The sequence below is a fragment of the Spiroplasma endosymbiont of Sarcophaga carnaria genome (genome assembly GCF_964019595.1).
Lineage (GTDB): Bacteria > Bacillota_I > Bacilli_A > Mycoplasmatales > Mycoplasmataceae > Spiroplasma > Spiroplasma poulsonii.
Window position 1 is genome coordinate 37,827 of the sequence record NZ_OZ026456.1, and the last position, 23,280, is coordinate 61,106.

The 23,280-nt window shown below is 25.2% G+C and carries 28 protein-coding genes and 4 pseudogenes; 15 read left to right on the forward strand and 17 right to left on the reverse strand.

The genetic code is table 4. From position 1 onward, the window contains the following. Positions 1-325: 325 nt before the first annotated feature. From AACK91_RS00245 to AACK91_RS00255, 3 genes are all read right to left on the reverse strand, one after another. Positions 326-1,288 (reverse strand): IS1/IS1595 family N-terminal zinc-binding domain-containing protein, encoded by a 963-nt coding sequence (locus tag AACK91_RS00245; RefSeq protein ID WP_338963247.1) that lies wholly within the window; start codon positions 1,286-1,288, stop codon positions 326-328. Between the two features lie 340 nt (positions 1,289-1,628). Continuing rightward, the gene (locus AACK91_RS00250) at positions 1,629-2,591 is read right to left on the reverse strand and encodes an IS1/IS1595 family N-terminal zinc-binding domain-containing protein (RefSeq protein WP_338963247.1); all 963 of its coding nucleotides are present in this window, start codon (positions 2,589-2,591) and stop codon (positions 1,629-1,631) included. 188 nt (positions 2,592-2,779) lie between these two features. Continuing rightward, on the reverse strand, positions 2,780-3,742 hold the full coding sequence (locus tag AACK91_RS00255) for an IS1/IS1595 family N-terminal zinc-binding domain-containing protein (RefSeq protein WP_338963247.1): 963 nt from the start codon (positions 3,740-3,742) through the stop codon (positions 2,780-2,782). Between the two features lie 196 nt (positions 3,743-3,938). Here AACK91_RS00255 and AACK91_RS00260 point away from each other — a divergent pair, with 196 nt between their 5' ends. After that, complete coding sequence (locus tag AACK91_RS00260; protein ID WP_338963251.1) at positions 3,939-4,799, forward strand: hypothetical protein; 861 nt, start codon at positions 3,939-3,941, stop codon at positions 4,797-4,799. Positions 4,800-4,817: 18 nt separating this feature from the next. Here AACK91_RS00260 and AACK91_RS00265 read toward each other — a convergent pair whose 3' ends face one another. From AACK91_RS00265 to AACK91_RS00295, 7 genes are read right to left on the reverse strand one after another with little or no spacing between them, the layout of a single operon-like run. Next, positions 4,818-5,900, reverse strand: coding sequence for an alpha/beta hydrolase (locus AACK91_RS00265; RefSeq protein ID WP_338963253.1), 1,083 nt, complete (start codon positions 5,898-5,900; stop codon positions 4,818-4,820). 4 nt (positions 5,901-5,904) lie between these two features. Beyond that, complete coding sequence (cdd, locus tag AACK91_RS00270) at positions 5,905-6,300, reverse strand: cytidine deaminase (protein ID WP_338963254.1); 396 nt, start codon at positions 6,298-6,300, stop codon at positions 5,905-5,907. Positions 6,301-6,314: 14 nt separating this feature from the next. Further along, entirely contained in the window at positions 6,315-6,743 is a 429-nt protein-coding gene (locus AACK91_RS00275) for a diacylglycerol kinase family protein (RefSeq protein ID WP_338963256.1), read from the reverse strand. 27 nt (positions 6,744-6,770) lie between these two features. Beyond that, the gene (gene ybeY, locus AACK91_RS00280) at positions 6,771-7,247 is read right to left on the reverse strand and encodes an rRNA maturation RNase YbeY (protein ID WP_040093790.1); all 477 of its coding nucleotides are present in this window, start codon (positions 7,245-7,247) and stop codon (positions 6,771-6,773) included. A gap of 45 nt (positions 7,248-7,292) precedes the next feature. Beyond that, the gene (locus tag AACK91_RS00285; protein ID WP_232332382.1) at positions 7,293-7,622 is read right to left on the reverse strand and encodes a hypothetical protein; all 330 of its coding nucleotides are present in this window, start codon (positions 7,620-7,622) and stop codon (positions 7,293-7,295) included. A 40-nt stretch (positions 7,623-7,662) separates the two neighbouring features. Next, a complete protein-coding gene (locus tag AACK91_RS00290) occupies positions 7,663-8,019 on the reverse strand; it encodes a hypothetical protein (protein ID WP_338963260.1) in 357 nt (118 codons plus the stop codon). A 60-nt stretch (positions 8,020-8,079) separates the two neighbouring features. Then, positions 8,080-8,541 carry a hypothetical protein gene (locus AACK91_RS00295; protein WP_338963262.1) on the reverse strand — a complete coding sequence of 154 codons (462 nt, stop codon included), beginning with the start codon at positions 8,539-8,541 and terminating at the stop codon, positions 8,080-8,082. A 213-nt stretch (positions 8,542-8,754) separates the two neighbouring features. On the opposite strand from AACK91_RS00295, the gene AACK91_RS00300 reads away from it, so the two are divergent. Continuing rightward, positions 8,755-9,717 carry an IS1/IS1595 family N-terminal zinc-binding domain-containing protein gene (locus tag AACK91_RS00300; protein ID WP_338963247.1) on the forward strand — a complete coding sequence of 321 codons (963 nt, stop codon included), beginning with the start codon at positions 8,755-8,757 and terminating at the stop codon, positions 9,715-9,717. A 100-nt stretch (positions 9,718-9,817) separates the two neighbouring features. Here AACK91_RS00300 and AACK91_RS00305 read toward each other — a convergent pair. The 3 genes and pseudogenes from AACK91_RS00305 to AACK91_RS00315 all read right to left on the reverse strand — a co-directional run. Next, positions 9,818-10,664 (reverse strand): annotated as a pseudogene (locus AACK91_RS00305) (cysteine peptidase family C39 domain-containing protein); the annotation flags it as partial. A gap of 60 nt (positions 10,665-10,724) precedes the next feature. Next, on the reverse strand, positions 10,725-10,985 hold the full coding sequence (locus AACK91_RS00310; protein ID WP_338963265.1) for a hypothetical protein: 261 nt from the start codon (positions 10,983-10,985) through the stop codon (positions 10,725-10,727). Then, entirely contained in the window at positions 10,954-12,564 is a 1,611-nt protein-coding gene (locus AACK91_RS00315; protein WP_338963267.1) for an HAD-IC family P-type ATPase, read from the reverse strand. Before AACK91_RS00315 ends, AACK91_RS00310 begins: the two co-directional genes overlap by 32 nt. A 7-nt stretch (positions 12,565-12,571) precedes the next feature. Here AACK91_RS00315 and AACK91_RS00320 point away from each other — a divergent pair, with 7 nt between their 5' ends. The 3 genes from AACK91_RS00320 to AACK91_RS00330 all read left to right on the forward strand — a co-directional run bounded on the left by AACK91_RS00320 (position 12,572) and on the right by AACK91_RS00330 (position 13,235). Continuing rightward, the gene (locus tag AACK91_RS00320; protein WP_338966609.1) at positions 12,572-12,727 is read left to right on the forward strand and encodes a hypothetical protein; all 156 of its coding nucleotides are present in this window, start codon (positions 12,572-12,574) and stop codon (positions 12,725-12,727) included. Positions 12,728-12,834: 107 nt separating this feature from the next. Beyond that, entirely contained in the window at positions 12,835-12,984 is a 150-nt protein-coding gene (locus AACK91_RS00325) for a hypothetical protein (protein ID WP_338963269.1), read from the forward strand. Then, a complete protein-coding gene (locus AACK91_RS00330) occupies positions 12,984-13,235 on the forward strand; it encodes a hypothetical protein (protein ID WP_338963270.1) in 252 nt (83 codons plus the stop codon). Before AACK91_RS00325 ends, AACK91_RS00330 begins: the two co-directional genes overlap by 1 nt. 430 nt (positions 13,236-13,665) lie before the next feature. Here the strand turns inward: AACK91_RS00330 and AACK91_RS00335 are convergent, their stop codons facing one another. Beyond that, the gene (locus AACK91_RS00335) at positions 13,666-14,628 is read right to left on the reverse strand and encodes an IS1/IS1595 family N-terminal zinc-binding domain-containing protein (RefSeq protein WP_338963247.1); all 963 of its coding nucleotides are present in this window, start codon (positions 14,626-14,628) and stop codon (positions 13,666-13,668) included. Between the two features lie 83 nt (positions 14,629-14,711). Here AACK91_RS00335 and AACK91_RS00340 point away from each other — a divergent pair, with 83 nt between their 5' ends. From AACK91_RS00340 to AACK91_RS00375, 9 genes and pseudogenes are all read left to right on the forward strand, one after another. Then, positions 14,712-15,152, forward strand: coding sequence for a DUF3627 domain-containing protein (locus AACK91_RS00340; RefSeq protein WP_338963272.1), 441 nt, complete (start codon positions 14,712-14,714; stop codon positions 15,150-15,152). A gap of 152 nt (positions 15,153-15,304) precedes the next feature. Continuing rightward, positions 15,305-15,508, forward strand: coding sequence for a DUF2649 family protein (locus AACK91_RS00345; RefSeq protein WP_126821076.1), 204 nt, complete (start codon positions 15,305-15,307; stop codon positions 15,506-15,508). Continuing rightward, complete coding sequence (locus AACK91_RS00350) at positions 15,508-16,521, forward strand: hypothetical protein (RefSeq protein WP_338963280.1); 1,014 nt, start codon at positions 15,508-15,510, stop codon at positions 16,519-16,521. The genes AACK91_RS00345 and AACK91_RS00350 overlap by 1 nt, the downstream gene beginning before the upstream one ends. Further along, positions 16,514-16,912, forward strand: coding sequence for a hypothetical protein (locus tag AACK91_RS00355; RefSeq protein WP_338963282.1), 399 nt, complete (start codon positions 16,514-16,516; stop codon positions 16,910-16,912). The genes AACK91_RS00350 and AACK91_RS00355 overlap by 8 nt, the downstream gene beginning before the upstream one ends. Then, positions 16,912-17,148, forward strand: coding sequence for a hypothetical protein (locus AACK91_RS00360; protein WP_004027616.1), 237 nt, complete (start codon positions 16,912-16,914; stop codon positions 17,146-17,148). The genes AACK91_RS00355 and AACK91_RS00360 overlap by 1 nt, the downstream gene beginning before the upstream one ends. Before the next feature lie 16 nt (positions 17,149-17,164). Continuing rightward, positions 17,165-17,674: pseudogene (locus AACK91_RS11530) on the forward strand (spiroplasma phage ORF1-like family protein); the annotation flags it as partial. A 215-nt stretch (positions 17,675-17,889) separates the two neighbouring features. Further along, positions 17,890-18,549, forward strand: a pseudogene (locus AACK91_RS11535) (spiroplasma phage ORF1-like family protein); the annotation flags it as partial. An 80-nt stretch (positions 18,550-18,629) separates the two neighbouring features. Then, complete coding sequence (locus tag AACK91_RS00370) at positions 18,630-19,592, forward strand: IS1/IS1595 family N-terminal zinc-binding domain-containing protein (RefSeq protein ID WP_338963247.1); 963 nt, start codon at positions 18,630-18,632, stop codon at positions 19,590-19,592. Between the two features lie 100 nt (positions 19,593-19,692). Further along, positions 19,693-20,520, forward strand: a pseudogene (locus tag AACK91_RS00375) (spiroplasma phage ORF1-like family protein); the annotation flags it as partial. 20 nt (positions 20,521-20,540) lie between these two features. On the opposite strand, the gene AACK91_RS00380 reads toward AACK91_RS00375, so the two are convergent. Further along, positions 20,541-20,885: a hypothetical protein gene (locus AACK91_RS00380; protein WP_338963301.1), complete on the reverse strand. Its 345-nt coding sequence runs from the start codon at positions 20,883-20,885 to the stop codon at positions 20,541-20,543. After that, entirely contained in the window at positions 20,866-20,973 is a 108-nt protein-coding gene (locus AACK91_RS00385; protein WP_338963303.1) for a lipoprotein, read from the reverse strand. The genes AACK91_RS00380 and AACK91_RS00385 overlap by 20 nt, the downstream gene beginning before the upstream one ends. 119 nt (positions 20,974-21,092) lie before the next feature. On the opposite strand from AACK91_RS00385, the gene AACK91_RS00390 reads away from it, so the two are divergent. Next, complete coding sequence (locus AACK91_RS00390; RefSeq protein WP_338963305.1) at positions 21,093-22,064, forward strand: IS30 family transposase; 972 nt, start codon at positions 21,093-21,095, stop codon at positions 22,062-22,064. A gap of 132 nt (positions 22,065-22,196) precedes the next feature. Here AACK91_RS00390 and AACK91_RS00395 read toward each other — a convergent pair whose 3' ends face one another. Further along, positions 22,197-23,147 (reverse strand): hemolysin family protein, encoded by a 951-nt coding sequence (locus tag AACK91_RS00395; RefSeq protein WP_338963307.1) that lies wholly within the window; start codon positions 23,145-23,147, stop codon positions 22,197-22,199. Positions 23,148-23,280 lie beyond the last annotated feature (133 nt).

Here is a 23,280-nt window from a genome sequence, read left to right on the forward strand (position 1 = left end):
AATAAAAAAACAACCCTAACAAGAGTTGTTTTTTGGAGCTTCATCGTACATTATACGTAAAATTACATTTTTTAAAAATTATTTTTCCATTTTTTACAGCTATAAATAAAATATATATGCGATGCGTCCTCAAGGTATAGGGAGTTCAAAACAATAAAAATAGGGATAATTTTAAAATTTTTACAAAAAAATGAGAATTTTAAAACTAAAACTCTCATAAATTTACTTTAATTTTGTCGAAAACTCTTGATGAAATAAAAAAAATCATCAATATGACAATTTGAAAACTAATTTTGTGTAAGATTATGATTTTGCTTTAAATTTTTTAAACGTTAAAATATAATACCGTTGATTGTTGGTTTGGTGTTAAACCTTTGTGTTGGTATTTTCATTTTCAGAGCTTTAAATAATTTTGAATATTAGTGAAACCCAAACCATGATAATGAATTAAGGCTTCTTTAAGACTGGATTGTAATTTACTAATCTTATTTAACTTTTGATAACTAGTATCAGGGTTTGTACTAGTTTTGGTGGAATATAGAGTAGAATTTGTTTGTTTTGCTACTAATAAATATAGTGGTTGCATATCAGAAATAATTATTGATTTTTCTTTAATTAGTTGCTTATTCATATTTTCAATAATCCATTGTTTTTGTAATCTTTTGGTATTGGTGGATTGAACAAAAATATTATTATTGCTATCAACCGCCATTTGAATACAGCATTTGGTATCAGTTGAAAATGGATCGAGATGAGTTTTTCGTTTATCAAATTTATCTTTAAAATTGCCTTTATGAATTTCTTTAATAAATGTTTCATCCATTTGGATTTGACCATTTAATTTTTTAAATTTTAACTGTGTATTTTCTAATTGTTTTGATTGCATTAATTTTTGTCGATTATATCAAGCGGTTTTTGGGGTTGTTTTAATAAAACGAGAAATTATTTTACTAGATTGTCCTAACAATGAAATTTGAATTAATAAATTTCACTGTTCATAATTTAAATGACTTCAATAAGTAAAATGATGACGAAATGCATCAAAACTAGCACGACATTTTTTACATAAATATTTTTGTTTTCCTTCGGAATTATGACCATTTTTAACACAATGAAAAGATTTGCAATTAGGACATATAATGCCTTTATCTCTAAATTTTTGATCAATTTCATTTAAACGTTTTTGTTTTTTAATTAAGTCTGCTTGTTGTTTTATTTTTTCATAAAATTCTAAAAATTGATCATCTGTTAAGCTATTTATTAATTCTGTAATTATTTTTTTCATCATTTATTTACCTCTATATATTAAAAATATACCTAATTTTAGGTATATTTTATAAATATCAAGAGTTTTCGACAAAATTAAAGTAAATTTATAGCAAAATGCTATAATTATTTATGAGAGCATAGCATAGTTGTGGTTTAGCGATCTTGAGTATGCTCTCACATATATATTTTTAAATTAGTGAGTTATTGCAACTCACTTTTTATTATAACACTAAAAAAATAAAATAACATCACGATAATTCTTTAATTTTGTCGAAAACTCTTGATGAAATAAAAAAAATCATCAATATGACAATTTGAAAACTAATTTTGTGTAAGATTATGATTTTGCTTTAAATTTTTTAAACGTTAAAATATAATACCGTTGATTGTTGGTTTGGTGTTAAACCTTTGTGTTGGTATTTTCATTTTCAGAGCTTTAAATAATTTTGAATATTAGTGAAACCCAAACCATGATAATGAATTAAGGCTTCTTTAAGACTGGATTGTAATTTACTAATCTTATTTAACTTTTGATAACTAGTATCAGGGTTTGTACTAGTTTTGGTGGAATATAGAGTAGAATTTGTTTGTTTTGCTACTAATAAATATAGTGGTTGCATATCAGAAATAATTATTGATTTTTCTTTAATTAGTTGCTTATTCATATTTTCAATAATCCATTGTTTTTGTAATCTTTTGGTATTGGTGGATTGAACAAAAATATTATTATTGCTATCAACCGCCATTTGAATACAGCATTTGGTATCAGTTGAAAATGGATCGAGATGAGTTTTTCGTTTATCAAATTTATCTTTAAAATTGCCTTTATGAATTTCTTTAATAAATGTTTCATCCATTTGGATTTGACCATTTAATTTTTTAAATTTTAACTGTGTATTTTCTAATTGTTTTGATTGCATTAATTTTTGTCGATTATATCAAGCGGTTTTTGGGGTTGTTTTAATAAAACGAGAAATTATTTTACTAGATTGTCCTAACAATGAAATTTGAATTAATAAATTTCACTGTTCATAATTTAAATGACTTCAATAAGTAAAATGATGACGAAATGCATCAAAACTAGCACGACATTTTTTACATAAATATTTTTGTTTTCCTTCGGAATTATGACCATTTTTAACACAATGAAAAGATTTGCAATTAGGACATATAATGCCTTTATCTCTAAATTTTTGATCAATTTCATTTAAACGTTTTTGTTTTTTAATTAAGTCTGCTTGTTGTTTTATTTTTTCATAAAATTCTAAAAATTGATCATCTGTTAAGCTATTTATTAATTCTGTAATTATTTTTTTCATCATTTATTTACCTCTATATATTAAAAATATACCTAATTTTAGGTATATTTTATAAATATCAAGAGTTTTCGACAAAATTAAAGCGATAATTCTTTAATTTTGTCGAAAACTCTTGATGAAATAAAAAAAATCATCAATATGACAATTTGAAAACTAATTTTGTGTAAGATTATGATTTTGCTTTAAATTTTTTAAACGTTAAAATATAATACCGTTGATTGTTGGTTTGGTGTTAAACCTTTGTGTTGGTATTTTCATTTTCAGAGCTTTAAATAATTTTGAATATTAGTGAAACCCAAACCATGATAATGAATTAAGGCTTCTTTAAGACTGGATTGTAATTTACTAATCTTATTTAACTTTTGATAACTAGTATCAGGGTTTGTACTAGTTTTGGTGGAATATAGAGTAGAATTTGTTTGTTTTGCTACTAATAAATATAGTGGTTGCATATCAGAAATAATTATTGATTTTTCTTTAATTAGTTGCTTATTCATATTTTCAATAATCCATTGTTTTTGTAATCTTTTGGTATTGGTGGATTGAACAAAAATATTATTATTGCTATCAACCGCCATTTGAATACAGCATTTGGTATCAGTTGAAAATGGATCGAGATGAGTTTTTCGTTTATCAAATTTATCTTTAAAATTGCCTTTATGAATTTCTTTAATAAATGTTTCATCCATTTGGATTTGACCATTTAATTTTTTAAATTTTAACTGTGTATTTTCTAATTGTTTTGATTGCATTAATTTTTGTCGATTATATCAAGCGGTTTTTGGGGTTGTTTTAATAAAACGAGAAATTATTTTACTAGATTGTCCTAACAATGAAATTTGAATTAATAAATTTCACTGTTCATAATTTAAATGACTTCAATAAGTAAAATGATGACGAAATGCATCAAAACTAGCACGACATTTTTTACATAAATATTTTTGTTTTCCTTCGGAATTATGACCATTTTTAACACAATGAAAAGATTTGCAATTAGGACATATAATGCCTTTATCTCTAAATTTTTGATCAATTTCATTTAAACGTTTTTGTTTTTTAATTAAGTCTGCTTGTTGTTTTATTTTTTCATAAAATTCTAAAAATTGATCATCTGTTAAGCTATTTATTAATTCTGTAATTATTTTTTTCATCATTTATTTACCTCTATATATTAAAAATATACCTAATTTTAGGTATATTTTATAAATATCAAGAGTTTTCGACAAAATTAAAGCGATAATTTGGAAATTTTTTTTTATTTTGCTCTAACAAAAGTTATAAAATTATAAAAATTATCTTTTTAACAAAGTATTCTTATGATAATATTTAAAAGATTATCAAGGAGGAATTATGAAGCGTTGATCTTATCGAATTTGATATAAGGATTATCTTTGATATTATAAAGTAATAATTGCCAGTTTAGCTTTTGCATTTTTAGCTTATGGTTTTTATGCTGATATCTTCAAAGAATTTTGATATGTCAATAAAAATGCTTATCGATCTAGTTTACAAAATTATGATATATTATTAAGTTTTTATTCAGTCCAGGTTAATATTATTACGATTGCTTGATTATTGTTAGCTATTTTTAACCATCATCGTGAACAAAAAAGTTGGTTCTTTTCAACAAACTTTAAGTTAAGCATTTTAAATTGAAACTTATTAATGTTCTTTATTTTTTGAATTGGAATTGTTATTGGTTATAAGAATGGTGAAGTAACTATTGCTGACTACACTAAGGCACAAATTAGTTGTACCGTTGTAACCCATTTTATTATGCCCATTTTATTTTTTGTTTATACCCCATTATCATTTGGTGATCATCGTCTTAGTTGAAAAAAAGAATTTTTAACAAAAGATTGATGAATTAGTTTAAGTTACCCTATTTTTTATTTAATGTATGTTTTAATTCGTGCTGCTGCTTGAAATCGTGATGGGGATACGATTTGAGCTTATCCCTATCCTTTTTTAGATATTGATAATCCAATTATTACTTGATTAACCAAAGTGCAAGCTACATTTTTTATTATTTTTCTTTTCACAGTGGTCTTTACCGCTTTCCATGTTGCCTTGCAAAGTTTCAACAATGGGATGTACCGCGTATTTAATAAATATCAAAGCCAAACCTTATGATATGAAAGAATTTATCAAAATATTAAACAAAAATGCCAAATAAAAAACATAGACAAGAAACAAAATAGTGATAAATAACATTTTAGTTATTTATCACTATTTTCGTTTTGCATTAGTAATAAATTCTGTTATGGTTGCTAAATAGTGTGGCGTATTATAATAAATGCCCCGCACATGATCACAATTGAAAACAACCCGACTACTAATTTTTTTGCGTTCATAGCTTCGTTTGTTTTGATAAGCTTCGCGCCCCATTACATAGGGGGTTGCGTGGTCTTTTTTATTTAATAGATATAAAACTGGTAATTTTGCTAACTGTTCTAAATTTTCGCCAGGATTAATTTGTTCAGGATCATAACCCCGCGTATCAATCGCATAACGCCGAATAGCATAATAATGCTCATAGTAATTAACCTTAATCTTTAACATATAATAACGATATAAAGCATTTAAATTACTAATTGTTGAATCTAAAATTGTACTTTTAATTAACTTGTTTTTAACAAATGCTAATTTTAAATATTCCATAATTACAAAAGTTCCCATTGACCAGCCATGAAAGTTAAGTTCTTTTAATTTTGGGTCAATCGTTGTTTGCAAGAAATTAACAACGGCTGCTAAATCATGTTTTTCATAATATCCCATTGTTGTTATTTTTGTTGTTGATTCACCATGATTTCGTTGATCAAAAACAAGAATATTATAACCTGGGCGTAAATAGATTAAACCAAAAAAGATTGCCCGAAATTTATGTGAATTAAGGCCATGTACGACCACCACTCATTTTTTATTATTATCATTTTTTACTCATGACCGAATGCTAATCGCCTTTAAAAGAACATCTTCATAACCATGAATGTCATATTCTTGTAAATCTCATTTTTGTTCTAATTCAGCTGGGGTTAATGCCATTTCCTCAATTCGTAATCGTTTTGTTAAATCAGTAATATATTTTTTACAATATGCTTCTAAATCATTAGTTTTCTTTCATCAAGTTTGATGTGTTAATAAAATTCGTTTATCATGAAAAGCATAAAATAATTTAATATAAAGGGCATTATTACTCATATAATCTTTTAAATGTTCATCATCAACGATGCGATAACTATGGTCCGTAATTAATTCACGACCACGGGCTAAATCATATAAATCTAATTCTTCATCATATTTTTTCGCCATAATCTTATTGCAAATCCTCTTTTGTAAAGCCATATGGTAATAAATCACCAATTGTTACAACATATGATCCTCCCTTTTTATTATAAATTTCTAGCGGAACATCATGGTCAATTAATTCTCATAAAAATTGTCGACACATTCCACATGGTGAACCTTTTTGGTTACTATCGGTATATAAAAAGAGTTTCTTAATGTCTGCTTTTCGATAACCTAAAGTATAAACTTGTGCTAAACATGTTCGTTCTGCACACAGTACCACCGAATAAGCAGCATTTTCAATATTAACACCATTTACTTCTGTTCCATCTTTTAAAACACAAATTGCACTAACATGAAAGTTGGAATATGGAGCATACGCTTTTGTACTTAATGATTTTAATTTTTCAAAATAATTTGCCATTTTTCTAACTCCTTTTAACTAATTTTTAAATATAATTTAATAACATCAACCAGTGGTGGTAACATAATTAATAGTCCAATTGCAATTGCTAAAATTGAATTAATTAAGGTTGCTGCTGCACAAATATCTTTAATTTTTTTAGCTTTAATATTATATTCAAATGATAATAAATCAACAAAGTTTTCAACCATTGTATTAATTAATTCAAACCCAATTACAATCCCAATTGTTAATAATAAGATTGCTCATTGTACATAACTAAACTCATGCGGAACCATTTTTTGTAATCAAATTCCTAACCCAATCACAACCAATGATACAATAATATGAATGATTAAACTTGACTCTTCTTTAATTGCGGTATAAATTCCACGAAAAGCATTTGAAAACTTGTTACGTAGTTTAAAAAATATCTTTTTCTTTGCTGGTGATCCTTTTGCCATTGTTTCTATCCCTTTCTGTTCCTCTTCTTATTCTATTGGAATTCGGTGAATTTGTAAATCATTTAGAACTTTTCGTTGTAAATTAAACATTGTTTCTTCTTCAGCTGGTGTTTGATGATCATAGCCTAAAATATGGAGCATTCCGTGAGTAAATAAAAAGGCAAATTCACGGCGCGCTGAATGATTATATGTTTGTGCTTGTTCTAACGCTTTTTCATAACAAATAAAAACATCTCCCAAACTACGTAATCCTGTTAATTGCAACAAATCAACACTATTTTCTTCCTCTAAAGCAAATGTAATAACATCTGCAACATAATCTTTTTGGCGATATTTTTGATTTAACGCTAATTGTTCTTTTGCATCAACAATAATCAATGATAATTCCAATGGATCAGTAATATTTGATATTGTTTTAATTTTCTGAAAAATTGCCATAAAATCAGTTTGATATGGTTTAATATCAAATTTTGTTTCATTATAAATTGCAAAATCATCTTTCATTACCATATCTTGACCCCTAACACTTTCTTGTTTTATTATAACAAATTAAATGATTATCTTCAGTAAATAATCTAATGTTGTTTGTTGGCCCAAATAAATTTTCGCTGGTAAATATCAAAAATCAACATTAAAATCGGTTTGGTCTAAAATTAAATAGTAGTTATTCTCTCATTTAATTTGGACAATCATTTCTTGCCAATAATTTTGAACAAAATATTCTAATTTAACTTCTTTAATTGCCTTTTCAACTCGTGATATTTCTTTTGGCACAAAAACATAATTTAATTCTTCCGTACTGCTTTTTAAAATTGTTAAATAACCATCATAATACAGTTGAAGGGGATAATAAGCAAGTAAAACAAAAAAAGAAATCAAAAAGCAACAACAAGTTAACATTAAAATAATAACTTTTTTATTAATTATCAGCCCCTATTAAATTAAGTTTAGTTAAATCAATCACATTTACAAAAAATTGTTCAACAAGATGATCATGACCAGCGTAAATAATCATTTGTTCAGATTTTAAAGTAAATAATAATTTTAATAAAATCATTTTACTTTCATAATCAACATTGCTCAAAACTTCATCAATAAGATAAACATCACACGATTGTAACAATGCTAAAACTTGATAGTTACAATTCTGCTGAAAATTAATAATGTTATCATAAACACTACCAGTAAATAAAAAATCATTTTGATGAAACAATAATATTTTTGTTCGGATTGCTTCTTCACTAAGCATCGTTAAATCAAACTGACCATTAAGCATTTTTTTATTAAAGGACGTAGTGGCTCTGGGAAGACAACTTTGTTAGAAATCTTAGCAAAATTACGACCAGTTTCAGGTGGGGAAGTAATGATTTTGTAAAGTTAATGTTATTTTTTTTAAAATAAAAGTATCATTAAGAAGATAATTTAAGTCTGTAATGGTAAAAGATTTGATTGCTGGTAAAGTTAACTGCTTTTGTTTTTGTTTTTGTTCTGGAAATAATAAACATACTGTTTGTTGAAAAGCCTTTTCTAATTTTCCTTTTTCAACAATTAACCCAGACAATTGCGTTGTAAAATCATTAATAAAACTAGTTAAGGCACTATAAAACATTAAATTACCAATTGTTAAACCTTGTTTTGTAATAAAACTAACTGCTAAATAGAAAATTAAAAAGGTAGCAAGCTGTGAAATAAAGGCTAAAATCAACCTTTGAATAATATTATTTTTTTGAAGACCATAAGTTTCTATTAAAAAAGTTGTAAGTTTTTTTGTTCATTGATAATTAAAATATCCTTCCAAATGACGACTCTTCTGAAATTTAAAACTTTGATATAACTCTAAAGTAACATTTTCAAAATTTAATCCCTGTTGATACCATCGGTGGTATCAAAACTTATTAATTTGTAAAAATAAAAATGATAGAAAAAAATAACTTTAATTTTGTCGAAAACTCTTGATATTTATAAAATATACCTAAAATTAGGTATATTTTTAATATATAGAGGTAAATAAATGATGAAAAAAATAATTACAGAATTAATAAATAGCTTAACAGATGATCAATTTTTAGAATTTTATGAAAAAATAAAACAACAAGCAGACTTAATTAAAAAACAAAAACGTTTAAATGAAATTGATCAAAAATTTAGAGATAAAGGCATTATATGTCCTAATTGCAAATCTTTTCATTGTGTTAAAAATGGTCATAATTCCGAAGGAAAACAAAAATATTTATGTAAAAAATGTCGTGCTAGTTTTGATGCATTTCGTCATCATTTTACTTATTGAAGTCATTTAAATTATGAACAGTGAAATTTATTAATTCAAATTTCATTGTTAGGACAATCTAGTAAAATAATTTCTCGTTTTATTAAAACAACCCCAAAAACCGCTTGATATAATCGACAAAAATTAATGCAATCAAAACAATTAGAAAATACACAGTTAAAATTTAAAAAATTAAATGGTCAAATCCAAATGGATGAAACATTTATTAAAGAAATTCATAAAGGCAATTTTAAAGATAAATTTGATAAACGAAAAACTCATCTCGATCCATTTTCAACTGATACCAAATGCTGTATTCAAATGGCAGTTGATAGCAATAATAATATTTTTGTTCAATCCACCAATACCAAAAGATTACAAAAACAATGGATTATTGAAAATATGAATAAGCAACTAATTAAAGAAAAATCAATAATTATTTCTGATATGCAACCACTATATTTATTAGTAGCAAAACAAACAAATTCTACTCTATATTCCACCAAAACTAGTACAAACCCTGATACTAGTTATCAAAAGTTAAATAAGATTAGTAAATTACAATCCAGTCTTAAAGAAGCCTTAATTCATTATCATGGTTTGGGTTTCACTAATATTCAAAATTATTTAAAGCTCTGAAAATGAAAATACCAACACAAAGGTTTAACACCAAACCAACAATCAACGGTATTATATTTTAACGTTTAAAAAATTTAAAGCAAAATCATAATCTTACACAAAATTAGTTTTCAAATTGTCATATTGATGATTTTTTTTATTTCATCAAGAGTTTTCGACAAAATTAAAGAAAAATAATAACATTTTCTAATAAAACAATTGCTAAAATTAAAGCATTTAAATTAAGTAAAAAAATAACCCCAATAATTAACATTAGAAAACTAAAAAGCAGTTGTGGAAAAGTTGTTCCTAAAAAAGTTGCTAAAATAATAATATATTCGTTTTGTTATTTTTTGTTGAAACTGTGCAAGAATTTTTTGAAAAAAATAGCTAAAAAGAACTCGAAAACAATAAATAATTAAAAAAATTACAAAGAAAATCACTACTTCTTGATGAAAAGTTGTTGTTAACCGATCAAAATAAACTTTAATAAAACTTTTACCAAATAATATTAAAAAATTTACAACAACACTAAAAAACACAGTTCAGCATAAAAATCCCGTTTGTTCTTTTAAAAAAAGAAAAATTAAATAAAAGGTTTTTGTTTTATAAGTAAACTTTTTTCTTTTCTTCGTGAAAATAATTACTGCTTGAAATTTCATCATAAAATCATTAATTAAAACTCATCGTCCTTTCTCAGCACTAGGATCAGCAACAAAAAAGCGGTTTCCCCGACGATGATAAATAACAACATAATGATAATAACCAGTTTCATTTAAAACATAAGCAATTAAGGGTTGTTCAAAATTTAAGGTTAATAATTCTTGTTTATTAATTTCAAAAGCGGTTAAAACTAAGTTATATTCATTTGCAATTTGACTTAAACTATAAACACTTAACGCTCCTTGATAATTTTGAAAATGATGTTTTATTTCATTAATTGTTAATTTTTGGTGATGATAATACTCAATTAACATTGTTAAACAAGCATAACCACAATCATCACTTTGTTCTTGTTTTACAAAAGGATACCACATAAAAAACACCTCTTTTTCTAGTTATTTTTAACCAAAAAAGCGGGATTTTCCTGTTTGAAATTATAATCAACAATGATAAACTTTACGATAGCCAGCTTTTAAAACAACACTTAAAAGGGCAAACAATAGCACTCCACCCCCTAAAAAAGCATATCAAATTGGTGGTGGCGGTGATAATTGCAATCACATATGAACATTAGGAATATACGGCAAGGCAAACACTAGCATTAAAATAAATAAAATCGGTAGAACTAACTGTAAGGGTGGACGATCTTTTCAAAATGCTAATTTATCAGTACGCATAAAGAAAATCATTAGCATATGTAATAACGGCCCCCTCCGTAAACATTGTTGTTTGAAACTGCGAAATTAATTGGGCATTATTGCCTTGACTTGTATCAACACTTCATGTTAAAGCTAACGATGTTAACATAATTCCCATTACAACAAAGTTTAAAATACTCATTAAGGTAACTGATGGGACATTTCATAAGGTAAAGGATAAAATTCCTTTTGTATCTCAACTCCGTGGTTTTTTAATATATTCAGGATTAACATTATCAAACACAACAGCAACTTGTGAAAAATCAAATAATAAGTTTTGAAATAAAATCTGAATTGGCGCCATTGGGGCAAATGATAATCAGGCTGAAGCAATTAATAAACTTAACATTAATCCAAAATTAGCAGCAACTGTTACTTTTAAATATTTAATAATATTAGCAAAAATGCTCCGTCCTTCAATTATTCCTTGTTCTAAGACTAATAATGACTTTTCTAATAAAATAATATCCGATGCCTCTTTGGCAATATCAGTGGCATTATTAACAGAAATTGCAACATCACTTTTTCGTAATGCTAAGGCACCATTAATCCCATCACCCATATAACCAACTTTATGTTTATTTCTTTGTAACGCTTCAATAATCCGCGCTTTTTGTAACGGCGTTAATTTTGCAAAAATATCATGGTTTTCAACAGCAACCGCTAATTGTTCAGGTGTCATATTTTCAACTTCTTCACCAACCAAAACACCGCGTGATTTTAAATTAATTTTATTACAAACAGTTAATGTTGTTTGCGGTGCATCACCTGTTAAAATTTTCATTGTGACACCATATTTATTAATTAATTTTAAAGTACATTGGACATCTTTTTTGATAACATCAGTAAATGATAAAAAACCAAGAAAAATTAAGTTATTTTCATCTTCTAAACTTATTTGATTTTTGTTAATTGGTTTATAAGCAATGGCAATTAAACGAACCCCTTGTTGATTTAATAACAACAAGTTTTCAATAATTTTTAATTTTGCTGTTTTATCAAGCGGGAAAACTTTTTGATCAACTTCATATTGATAGCAAAGATCTAGCATTTCTTCCGTAGCACCCGCAGCACCTTTCGTAATAATTATTTGTTCTGTTTCTGGTTTTTCCGTTAATAAAACCGAAACACGACGACGCATAAAATCAAATGGTAATTCATCTAATAACTGGTAATTTGATGCTAATTTCTTTGTATAGTTAACTTTTTGATATCCAATAATAGCTTCATCAATTTGGTTTTTCATTCCTAATTGAAAATAACTGTTCAAATAACCATATGATAAAACCTTTGGGTCATTAATTTTATTAATATTATAATAATTTTGTAATTCAATTTTATCTTCGGTTAAAGTTCCTGTCTTATCGGTACACAAGATATCAATTGCCCCTAAGTTTTGCACAGCATCAAGTTGTTTAATAACAACTTTTTCTTTTGCTAAGTTTTTACTTCCCCGCGTTAAATTTACCGCAACAATTACTGGCAATAACTCAGGAGTCAAACCAACTGCAACAGAAAAAGCCAAGATTAAAGCTTCTAATCATTGTCCTGTTCGAATTCCATTTAAAATTGGCATCGTGTAAGTGAAGTGCAACAAATCAACTCAGAAATGAGTTGATTTTTTAATGGAAAGAAAACATTATTTTATTTTACGGTCCTTAGTAACTAAGTATGGAAAAGATAATGTTATTAATACGGTAAATAATATTGTAATTAATAATGAAAAAGAAGATGAATAAATTATCCGCGTAATTTATTAGCGGTAATTTATTCAATATAGTTTATTTTGAGCGTAGCGAACACGCGAAGCGTGCCGCGAAAATTAGATTTTTAGGAGGAATAAGTTATGCCAGTTTGATTAACGACAATTTTTAGTGTTGTTATTATATTAGGTATTTTTGCTTGAATTGGTTTATCAATTTATCAAAAAATTCGTCAAATTCAAGGAAAGAAAAAAGATAAAAAAGAAATTAAAAATAAGGAGGAAAATAAATAGTGTTATGTATGTATTTAACAACAGCAATTAATTTTTTAGCAGTTGGTGATAAGCCTACTATTTCAGATGGAATGGGTTCTATTTGAAGTGGTTTAGGACAAGCTATGATGAAAGTTAAAGAAGCAATTTATGCTGTATTACCACAATTAATGACCTTTTTAGGTGATGCGTGAATTATTTTAATTCCATTTGGTATTTTTGTTATCATTAAGATTTTAAACTTTTTCCGTGTTATGGTTAAAGGATTTTAATATTTATTATTATTGATCATATATCTTAGCTATGGCACACTAGCTTTTATGTGAGTTGATTAAATAATTTTGTTGTTTATTTTTGTATTACACACTGTCTATAAGTTATTATTGAAATTATTAGTAATGAAATAATTGTTTTAAAGTAGGATTTAATAAAAATAAGAATATTTTTATTAGGGGTCATATTAATAGTAGTTTTGGAATATAAATTTTTATAATATTCTTTATAAATATATCTACTTTCTTTTTAAAATTTGTAGGCAGTATGTAGTGCAAAAATATCAATTTAATTATAAATGATTAATTTTATATTTTAATAACTATTATCTTTAATTTTGTCGAAAACTCTTGATGAAATAAAAAAAATCATCAATATGACAATTTGAAAACTAATTTTGTGTAAGATTATGATTTTGCTTTAAATTTTTTAAACGTTAAAATATAATACCGTTGATTGTTGGTTTGGTGTTAAACCTTTGTGTTGGTATTTTCATTTTCAGAGCTTTAAATAATTTTGAATATTAGTGAAACCCAAACCATGATAATGAATTAAGGCTTCTTTAAGACTGGATTGTAATTTACTAATCTTATTTAACTTTTGATAACTAGTATCAGGGTTTGTACTAGTTTTGGTGGAATATAGAGTAGAATTTGTTTGTTTTGCTACTAATAAATATAGTGGTTGCATATCAGAAATAATTATTGATTTTTCTTTAATTAGTTGCTTATTCATATTTTCAATAATCCATTGTTTTTGTAATCTTTTGGTATTGGTGGATTGAACAAAAATATTATTATTGCTATCAACTGCCATTTGAATACAGCATTTGGTATCAGTTGAAAATGGATCGAGATGAGTTTTTCGTTTATCAAATTTATCTTTAAAATTGCCTTTATGAATTTCTTTAATAAATGTTTCATCCATTTGGATTTGACCATTTAATTTTTTAAATTTTAACTGTGTATTTTCTAATTGTTTTGATTGCATTAATTTTTGTCGATTATATCAAGCGGTTTTTGGGGTTGTTTTAATAAAACGAGAAATTATTTTACTAGATTGTCCTAACAATGAAATTTGAATTAATAAATTTCACTGTTCATAATTTAAATGACTTCAATAAGTAAAATGATGACGAAATGCATCAAAACTAGCACGACATTTTTTACATAAATATTTTTGTTTTCCTTCGGAATTATGACCATTTTTAACACAATGAAAAGATTTGCAATTAGGACATATAATGCCTTTATCTCTAAATTTTTGATCAATTTCATTTAAACGTTTTTGTTTTTTAATTAAGTCTGCTTGTTGTTTTATTTTTTCATAAAATTCTAAAAATTGATCATCTGTTAAGCTATTTATTAATTCTGTAATTATTTTTTTCATCATTTATTTACCTCTATATATTAAAAATATACCTAATTTTAGGTATATTTTATAAATATCAAGAGTTTTCGACAAAATTAAAGAAATTGAGTAATTTTGTTAAGAAAAATCAAAATATAGAAAATTATTTTATTCGTAAAGAGTTGATAGTTTTTGAAACAGAAAAAGCAAGTTTTATAAATTTACCTAATCATAATCGTCATATTGGTTTTTGGTTGAGTAATAAATTTATTTATCCGAGTGAAAAACATTCAGAACAAGTAGCAATTGGTTTGATTTATGATAATTCTTATCCTATTGTAAAATATGATGAAAATTTAAAACGTCATATTTGAAAGTATTTAACTGGAACAGAATTAATTAATTTGTATAATCAATATAAACAAAATTATTTTAATCGTATGCACAAAGCATTATTTTCAAATGAACCTAAAAAAGTAAAAGTAAATAATAACAATAATAATTTAACAAATTGAAGTGTTGAAAAAGAGCAAGAATTAATTAATGATTTAGAAAGTTTAAATTAAATGAGTTTATATGACTATTGAGTTCAATTTGTTAGTTATATTTTTGGTTCAAATGCCCCTGAATTTTTATATGTTATATCGTTTGTATTATTTATCGTTTTATTTTTGGGGATGTTTTTTAAACTTATTCAAAAAATGTGGAGTTTTTAAAAATGCAAAATGATTGAGAAAAATTAAAAGAGTTTTTTATTCATGTCTTTTTGTTTATAAATAAAACAAATGTTGAAAGTATTACAACTTGGACTTTGACACAGAATGAATATTTAACTTTGATGGTTGGTGTTTGAATTGTTATTTTATTTTTAACTTGGTTTTTGTTATGAATGATTTTTAAAATAGTTGGGTATTTTAAATAATGAAAAAGTTTGTATTTTTCTTAAAAAATTATTGTTATATTAGTAGTTCAATGATTTTGTTTAGTTTAATTGATTTGTTATTTTGAATAATTTCATTAAATTATACTGGTTTAGTATTTTGATTATTATTTGCTTTGCAATGTGTTTATTTTGTATGATGAGTTTGAAAAAACATATTTTATCAGTTAAATGCTTTTCGGTTAGTAAGTTTTGTTTGAGATAATCCGTTATCAGTTATTATTGGTAAATTAGGAACCGGAAAAACTTTACTTTTAACTTATTTATCACAAACTATGAAATTATTAACAGATAAAATTTATAGTAATTATCCGTTAGAAGATGAGAAAGTTAAAGTTTTAACATTTAAAAATTTAGATTTTACAGATAGAACAAAACCAGTTCCCCCTGATGATAGTGTTATTTTATTTGATGAAAGTTATTTATATATTGATGGAACTAGTCCTCACGATGAGAAAAAAGTCCATAGTGGTAAAATTCCGTGAATTGTTTTAGCAAGACATTTTGGTAATCGTGCTTTGTTTACAGCACAGCGTGAGGGTATGATTTGAAATAATATCCGACAATTAGCAAGTGGTATTATTATTCCAATTTCACTTAAAAAACCGATTGCTAAAAAAGGATTTAATTTTTTTAATCGTTTCTTTATTATGCGAATTGGTATTTTTCAAGATATTACGGATTATGAAATTTGAAAAACAAAATCAGTAGAACGAACAGCAGAAGGTAAACGAGTAAAACATAAGTCAGATGTTGGTTTAGGAATTCGGTTTTTTAAAATAATTATTCCGTTAGAATTTGCACAGAAATATGATAGTCAATGATTAAAGTTTGTTCGTGATTTAAAAAATGATGAAATAATTAATAACAAAGAATACTATTGGTCAGAAATTACTAAATTGAGTGTTAAAGAGCGGTTAGAATTGTTTGATATTGATATTTTGAAAAAGAATTTAAAACCTAAAAAAGAAAAAGGAAGTGATAAAAATGATTAATTTGTTGTCAGAAAGTAGTAATTGAGATAAGATTTTTAGTTTTATTTTTGATGTTTTTTTGTTTATTTTTGATGTAATTTGAAATACTAAATTACCAATGACAAATACAACAATTGCTTATTTTATTATTTTTTTTATGGTTGTTAAGTTATCAATTTATGCAATTCACGGCACAAGAACACAATATAACGAATTAGGTTCAATAGTACAAACGGGGGTATCAAATATTTATTCTGCGACTGCTCGTGGAGTTTCAGATACTAAACAAGGTATGCAAAAACATATTACAGAGCGTAAACAGTTTAAAATTAATCGTAATAAACAACAATTATCAAGTTTAGCAAAACAAGCAAAAACAAGAGAACAAGGATATCGGAGAGTGCATAAATAATGATTAGACTAGTTTTATTGGTTGCGGCAATTGCTATATTTGGTACTGGTTTTATTACAGTTATTATTAATCAATTAACATCAGCAAAAAATATTATTATGGATTTATATAACTCAGATACTTTTTTACTTTCTTTATTTGGTAAGATGGCAATTTTGTTTAGTCATCCGTTAATGTTAACAATATCAAGTTTATATATTGTTGGGTTTATTGTTTCAAAAACATTATATAGTTAGGGGTTGAATTATAAATATGAAAAAATCATTATCTTTATTTGCCATATCTATTTTAGGTATTTTAGGTTTAGTGATTACTTTTATTACTTTAACAGCATTTAAACCCTTAAATCAGCAGAATTATACTGTTAATTAACAAACAATGGGAATGAATGAAACTGATTTTATTAATACAATGTTTTTACGCAGTAGTTTTTTTGAAAACTGGTCTGAAACAAATTACTTTATTAATCCAACTCTAAAAACATCACAAACATTAACTTATAATGATAAATGATATTTAGACTTTTTAAAGGGTAGTTATTCAACGGGAATTTCATTTGATAAGCCTGGTGATGGGTTTATGGATTTATATAAAAATTGAGATACTTATGCTAACAATATAATATTGATAAATTCTATGATGTTGATAAAAAACAATTTTTAAAAGAATTAACTAATTTTTCTTATTCTTTTGCTAAGTATTTTAATACTGTGGAAGTTATTAATAAATTAGAAAGAGGTATTGATAATTTACAATTAGTTAAAATGATTAATGAGTTTTGAATACAAATTCCTAGAACACAGGCACCTAATAAAGAATTTTTAACTGCTAATAATAAATGATATTTTTATGGAGAAAAAAGAAATGGTCAATATTTGCTTACAAAATTTTATTTTGATAATAATTTTATTAAAAATCAAAACACTTGATGACAACACTTAAAAAATGATTCAGATTTTATTTGAAACTATAATTTAGTATATCGTTGAGATGGAAACGGTGAACCAGAATTACCCGTTGTTGATAATGATGGCAAATTAAAATGATATACTGAATATTATCAAAATGTTCGTTCTTTTTTGCTTAAATATATTGATGTTATTGTACAAGAAAATATCCGAATTCAGCAAGGTGGTAATCCAAACTATGATGACCCAAATTTGGGTAGTGAAAGAATAATTTTTGATTTTGAAATTATTAATAATATGGAAAAATTAGATTTAAAACCTGATGTTATTTTAACTAGAAAATCAATTTATCGGATGATTTTAACAATTGATGAAAATAAAAATATTATTGCTGGTAGTTTAGAATTAACACATTTTAAACAATATTGGGATGGTAATAATGCAAATAGTTATTGGTATACTGATGATTTAGGTTTTTTGTTTACTTTTATGAAAGAAAAAGATAGTATCTTTAATTTTAGTGTTGAAACATATAATTATAATCAAGATAATACTCCTAATACTGGTAAAGATATTTTTGAACAGATGAAAGGTCAAATTGATATTAATAAATTTTTAAAAGCCTTTTTTAACCATGCTTTGGTACCTGTATTTCAAAATCGCAGTAATTTTATTGAAAGTGGTTATATTGATAATTTACAGTATGATACTGTTTTAATTAATTTTTTTCTTTAATTTTGTCGAAAACTCTTGATATTTATAAAATATACCTAAAATTAGGTATATTTTTAATATATAGAGGTAAATAAATGATGAAAAAAATAATTACAGAATTAATAAATAGCTTAACAGATGATCAATTTTTAGAATTTTATGAAAAAATAAAACAACAAGCAGACTTAATTAAAAAACAAAAACGTTTAAATGAAATTGATCAAAAATTTAGAGATAAAGGCATTATATGTCCTAATTGCAAATCTTTTCATTGTGTTAAAAATGGTCATAATTCCGAAGGAAAACAAAAATATTTATGTAAAAAATGTCGTGCTAGTTTTGATGCATTTCGTCATCATTTTACTTATTGAAGTCATTTAAATTATGAACAGTGAAATTTATTAATTCAAATTTCATTGTTAGGACAATCTAGTAAAATAATTTCTCGTTTTATTAAAACAACCCCAAAAACCGCTTGATATAATCGACAAAAATTAATGCAATCAAAACAATTAGAAAATACACAGTTAAAATTTAAAAAATTAAATGGTCAAATCCAAATGGATGAAACATTTATTAAAGAAATTCATAAAGGCAATTTTAAAGATAAATTTGATAAACGAAAAACTCATCTCGATCCATTTTCAACTGATACCAAATGCTGTATTCAAATGGCAGTTGATAGCAATAATAATATTTTTGTTCAATCCACCAATACCAAAAGATTACAAAAACAATGGATTATTGAAAATATGAATAAGCAACTAATTAAAGAAAAATCAATAATTATTTCTGATATGCAACCACTATATTTATTAGTAGCAAAACAAACAAATTCTACTCTATATTCCACCAAAACTAGTACAAACCCTGATACTAGTTATCAAAAGTTAAATAAGATTAGTAAATTACAATCCAGTCTTAAAGAAGCCTTAATTCATTATCATGGTTTGGGTTTCACTAATATTCAAAATTATTTAAAGCTCTGAAAATGAAAATACCAACACAAAGGTTTAACACCAAACCAACAATCAACGGTATTATATTTTAACGTTTAAAAAATTTAAAGCAAAATCATAATCTTACACAAAATTAGTTTTCAAATTGTCATATTGATGATTTTTTTTTATTTCATCAAGAGTTTTCGACAAAATTAAAGATTTTTTTGGTTTAAAATTGATTAATTTTAGAGATGTTTTAATTGATGAAACTAATACTAATAAAAATCAATTTGAAAAACTATTAAATAGTATGTTTACGGTTTCCCAAAATTTTTATAAAGATTATTTACGTACCATTTTTGATTTAGAAAATGATACTTATGTACAAGAATATAATAAAAAATATGGTTTATTAGCAAATAATGGTTTTAAAATTTATCCTCGTTATTTTTATTTTTCTGATAAATACAATCAATTAGACATTAAATTGTATTCAGCATTTAAAAATCGGTTTTATAATACAAATTATGGTAATGTATTTAATTATGATTTTTCAGTTGCAAATAATTATAATATTAATCAAAATGAAGGTTATGTTTTTGAAGGTGCTTTAAAAGATAAATACGGTTTAAAATACAAAAAAATTGAAGAACAAAAAATCGGTTATAATGTTTTTGAATTACAAGCCCAAAAAGAAAATGATATGTACCGTTATTATGATTTTAATTTTGGGATTTACAACTGACAAGAAATAAATAATGGCGGGTTGTTTCCTGATGGACAATGATGACAAGCCCAATATGAAAGTTGTAGTTGATATAATTTAGCGTGTCATATAAAAAATGCTGCAATTTGAATTGTAAATAATATTCCCGGTGTTAAACAAGTAAACGAATTAGCAAGCGGTGTTGGTAAAATATTTCAAACAATATATAGTTTTTTTAGTCAAACATTTGAGGTATGAAAATTTAGTCCAGCATTATATAATACAATAACAAATATATTCCTATTAATTATCTTTATGAAGTTTGTTCGATTAATTTAAAAAAGGACTTGTTAGTCCTTTTATTCTTTTCAATCAATTATTAGTCCTGTGTCTTTATTAATTTCTGGTATTTGTGGTTCATTGTTTTTATTTCAACGATATACTAAATTATAGTTTCAAATAAAATCTGAATCATTTTTTAAGTGTTGTCATCAAGTGTTTTGATTATTAATAAAATTATTATCAAAATAAAATTTTGTCGTTATATAATTATTTTCATATTTATTTATATAAAAATATCATTTATTAGTAGCAGTTAAAAATTCTTTATTAGGCGCCTGTGTTCTAGGAATATTAGTTCATTTGCTATTTTCTGGTAGTTGTTGTGGTTCTGGTGTAGGTTTATTACCCCCCCCCGTTTTCATTATTATTTGGTTTTTCACAACTAATTAATGTTGTTGTACTTGTTGCTGTTAATCCGATTACTCCTAAAATACTTAGTAACTTTTTCATATTTTACTTCTCCTTTATTAAAATTACTTGAATGCCATAATTGATTTTATCATATATCAATAATGTATTAAATAATTTTAATATTAAATTTATAAATTAATGAAAGGTATATAAATGTTATGTATAGTCATTTAAGTTTTATTGATAAGGTTAAATTGGAAAAATTATTATTATCAAAATTATTTTTAAAAAAGAATGGTGAAATAAATATTGCACAGATTGCTAAATGTTTGAACAGAAATCGTAGTACTATTTTGCGAGAAATTAAGCGTTTTAAAACTATTGATGAATATAGTGCTTATAAGTCAGATAAAATGTATTATGAGAAAAGAAAAAAGAATAATAAAAGATATAAGTTTACAGAAGAACAATTAAATTTTATTAATATAAGATTTAATGTTTATCGTGATTCTCCATCACAACTTATTCATCGTTATTTTCTAAAGTTTGGTATTAAATTTCCTGTTTGTGTTAAAACATTGTATAAATGAATTCGTTTGGGTTTTTATGGTTTTTTAAAACAGAATTTACGTCATCGTGGTAAAAAATATAAAACAAAAGGAAAATTTGATAATAGTGGTAAATTAATTAATTTTAAATCAATATGAGATATTGAGAATAAAGAGACTGCTGTTGGTTGATTTGAAATGGATACCATAGTTGGAAAAGAGCATCAATCTAGTAATTTGGTTTTAGTTGAACAAAATAGTAAAAGTTATTTTGTTATGAAATTAAAAAATCATACTGCTAATGAAGTTGTGGAAAAGTTTAAAGATATTGTTATAAGTAATAATTTATTTGGGAAAATTAAAGGAATAATAACTGATAGAGGAAAAGAATTTAGTAAATGAAGAGAATTAGAAATATTTGCTGAAACACAAGTTTATTTTTGTGACCCCGGTAAACCACAACAAAAACCATTAATTGAATATATGAATTCTGAACTTAGACAATGATTTCCTAAGGGAACTGATTTTAATAATGTTAGTCAACAAAAAATAAATTGAGTAGTTAATGTTATAAATGATAAATTAAGGCCTGTTCTTAATTGAAAAACAGCAAAAGAGGTATTTTCAGATAATTTTAAATAGGTTTATTTGAAGTAATTTAATAAATTATTTTTTAGTGTGCTTAATTTTCCTTAAAATAAAATAAAAACTATAAATATTTTGATTTTTAAAAATTTATAATTGATTTTTTATGATTTTTATTGTATTATTTGACTAATAAGATTTGTTGCACTTCATTTTACATAATTCCACTTGCCCAGTTTCATCATCTTCATCATAAATTTCTCCCACAAGTTCTTCTAAAATATCTTCCATTGTAACAACGCCAAGAAAACCATTACTATCCGCATTAGTACTAACAATTGCCATATGTAACTGTTCTTGTTGAAACAGTTCTAAGGCATCATCTAATTTTAAATAACGGGAAAAAAAGATTGGTTCTGAAACTAACTTTTTAATTTCAACTTCTTGATGATCAATAACAGCAATAAAAACATCTTTAATGTTTAAAATTCCAATTACTTTTTCTGTGTCCGGGGCTAAAACTGGCATTCTTGTAAAACGTTCTTCTTTATAAATCCGTTGTAGTTCGCGTCATGTTGTATTAGTATAAATTGCTTTAACTTTTTCTTTTGGTCGCATAATTGAACCAATTGTTTTATCATCAAAGGTAATTGCTGATTCAATTAACTCCTTTTCGTTCTTTTCTAGAACCCCTTCTGATTCAATCGTTGAAATCAATTCTAATAATTCATTTTCTGTTGTTGAAACACCATCTTTTCGTTTTCGTAAAATTAACATCCATATAAATGGATAAAATAAAATTTTTCAAATTCATAAAATGTAAGCTGAAAAAATTGAAAACTTTTCGGGAAAACTCTTAGCAATTGTTTTGGACACTAATTCACCAAAAATTAACACCGTAAAACCAATTACAATCGTTGAAATTCAAGTTGCTGTTTCCGCATTGCTAATTAAAGTTGCAAAAAACAAGGTTCCAATCGTTGCTAAAGCAGTATTAATTAACGTGTTAGAAATCAAAATTGTTGCTAAAGTTCGATCATAATCTTTTACTAATTTATAAACACGTTTTGCTTTTCGAATATTTTTATTTGTGGTCTTGTTTTTACGCTTGCTAACATTATTTTTCGCTATTTGTTTCAAACGGATCACATTAATTGACTTAATTGCTGTTTCTGATGCAGAAAAAAACTTGAAAAAATTAACAAAATAATCATTATTGGAAGCAATACAGCAAGCGCGGTAGCCGTATCCATCATCAGTTTTACACCCCTTT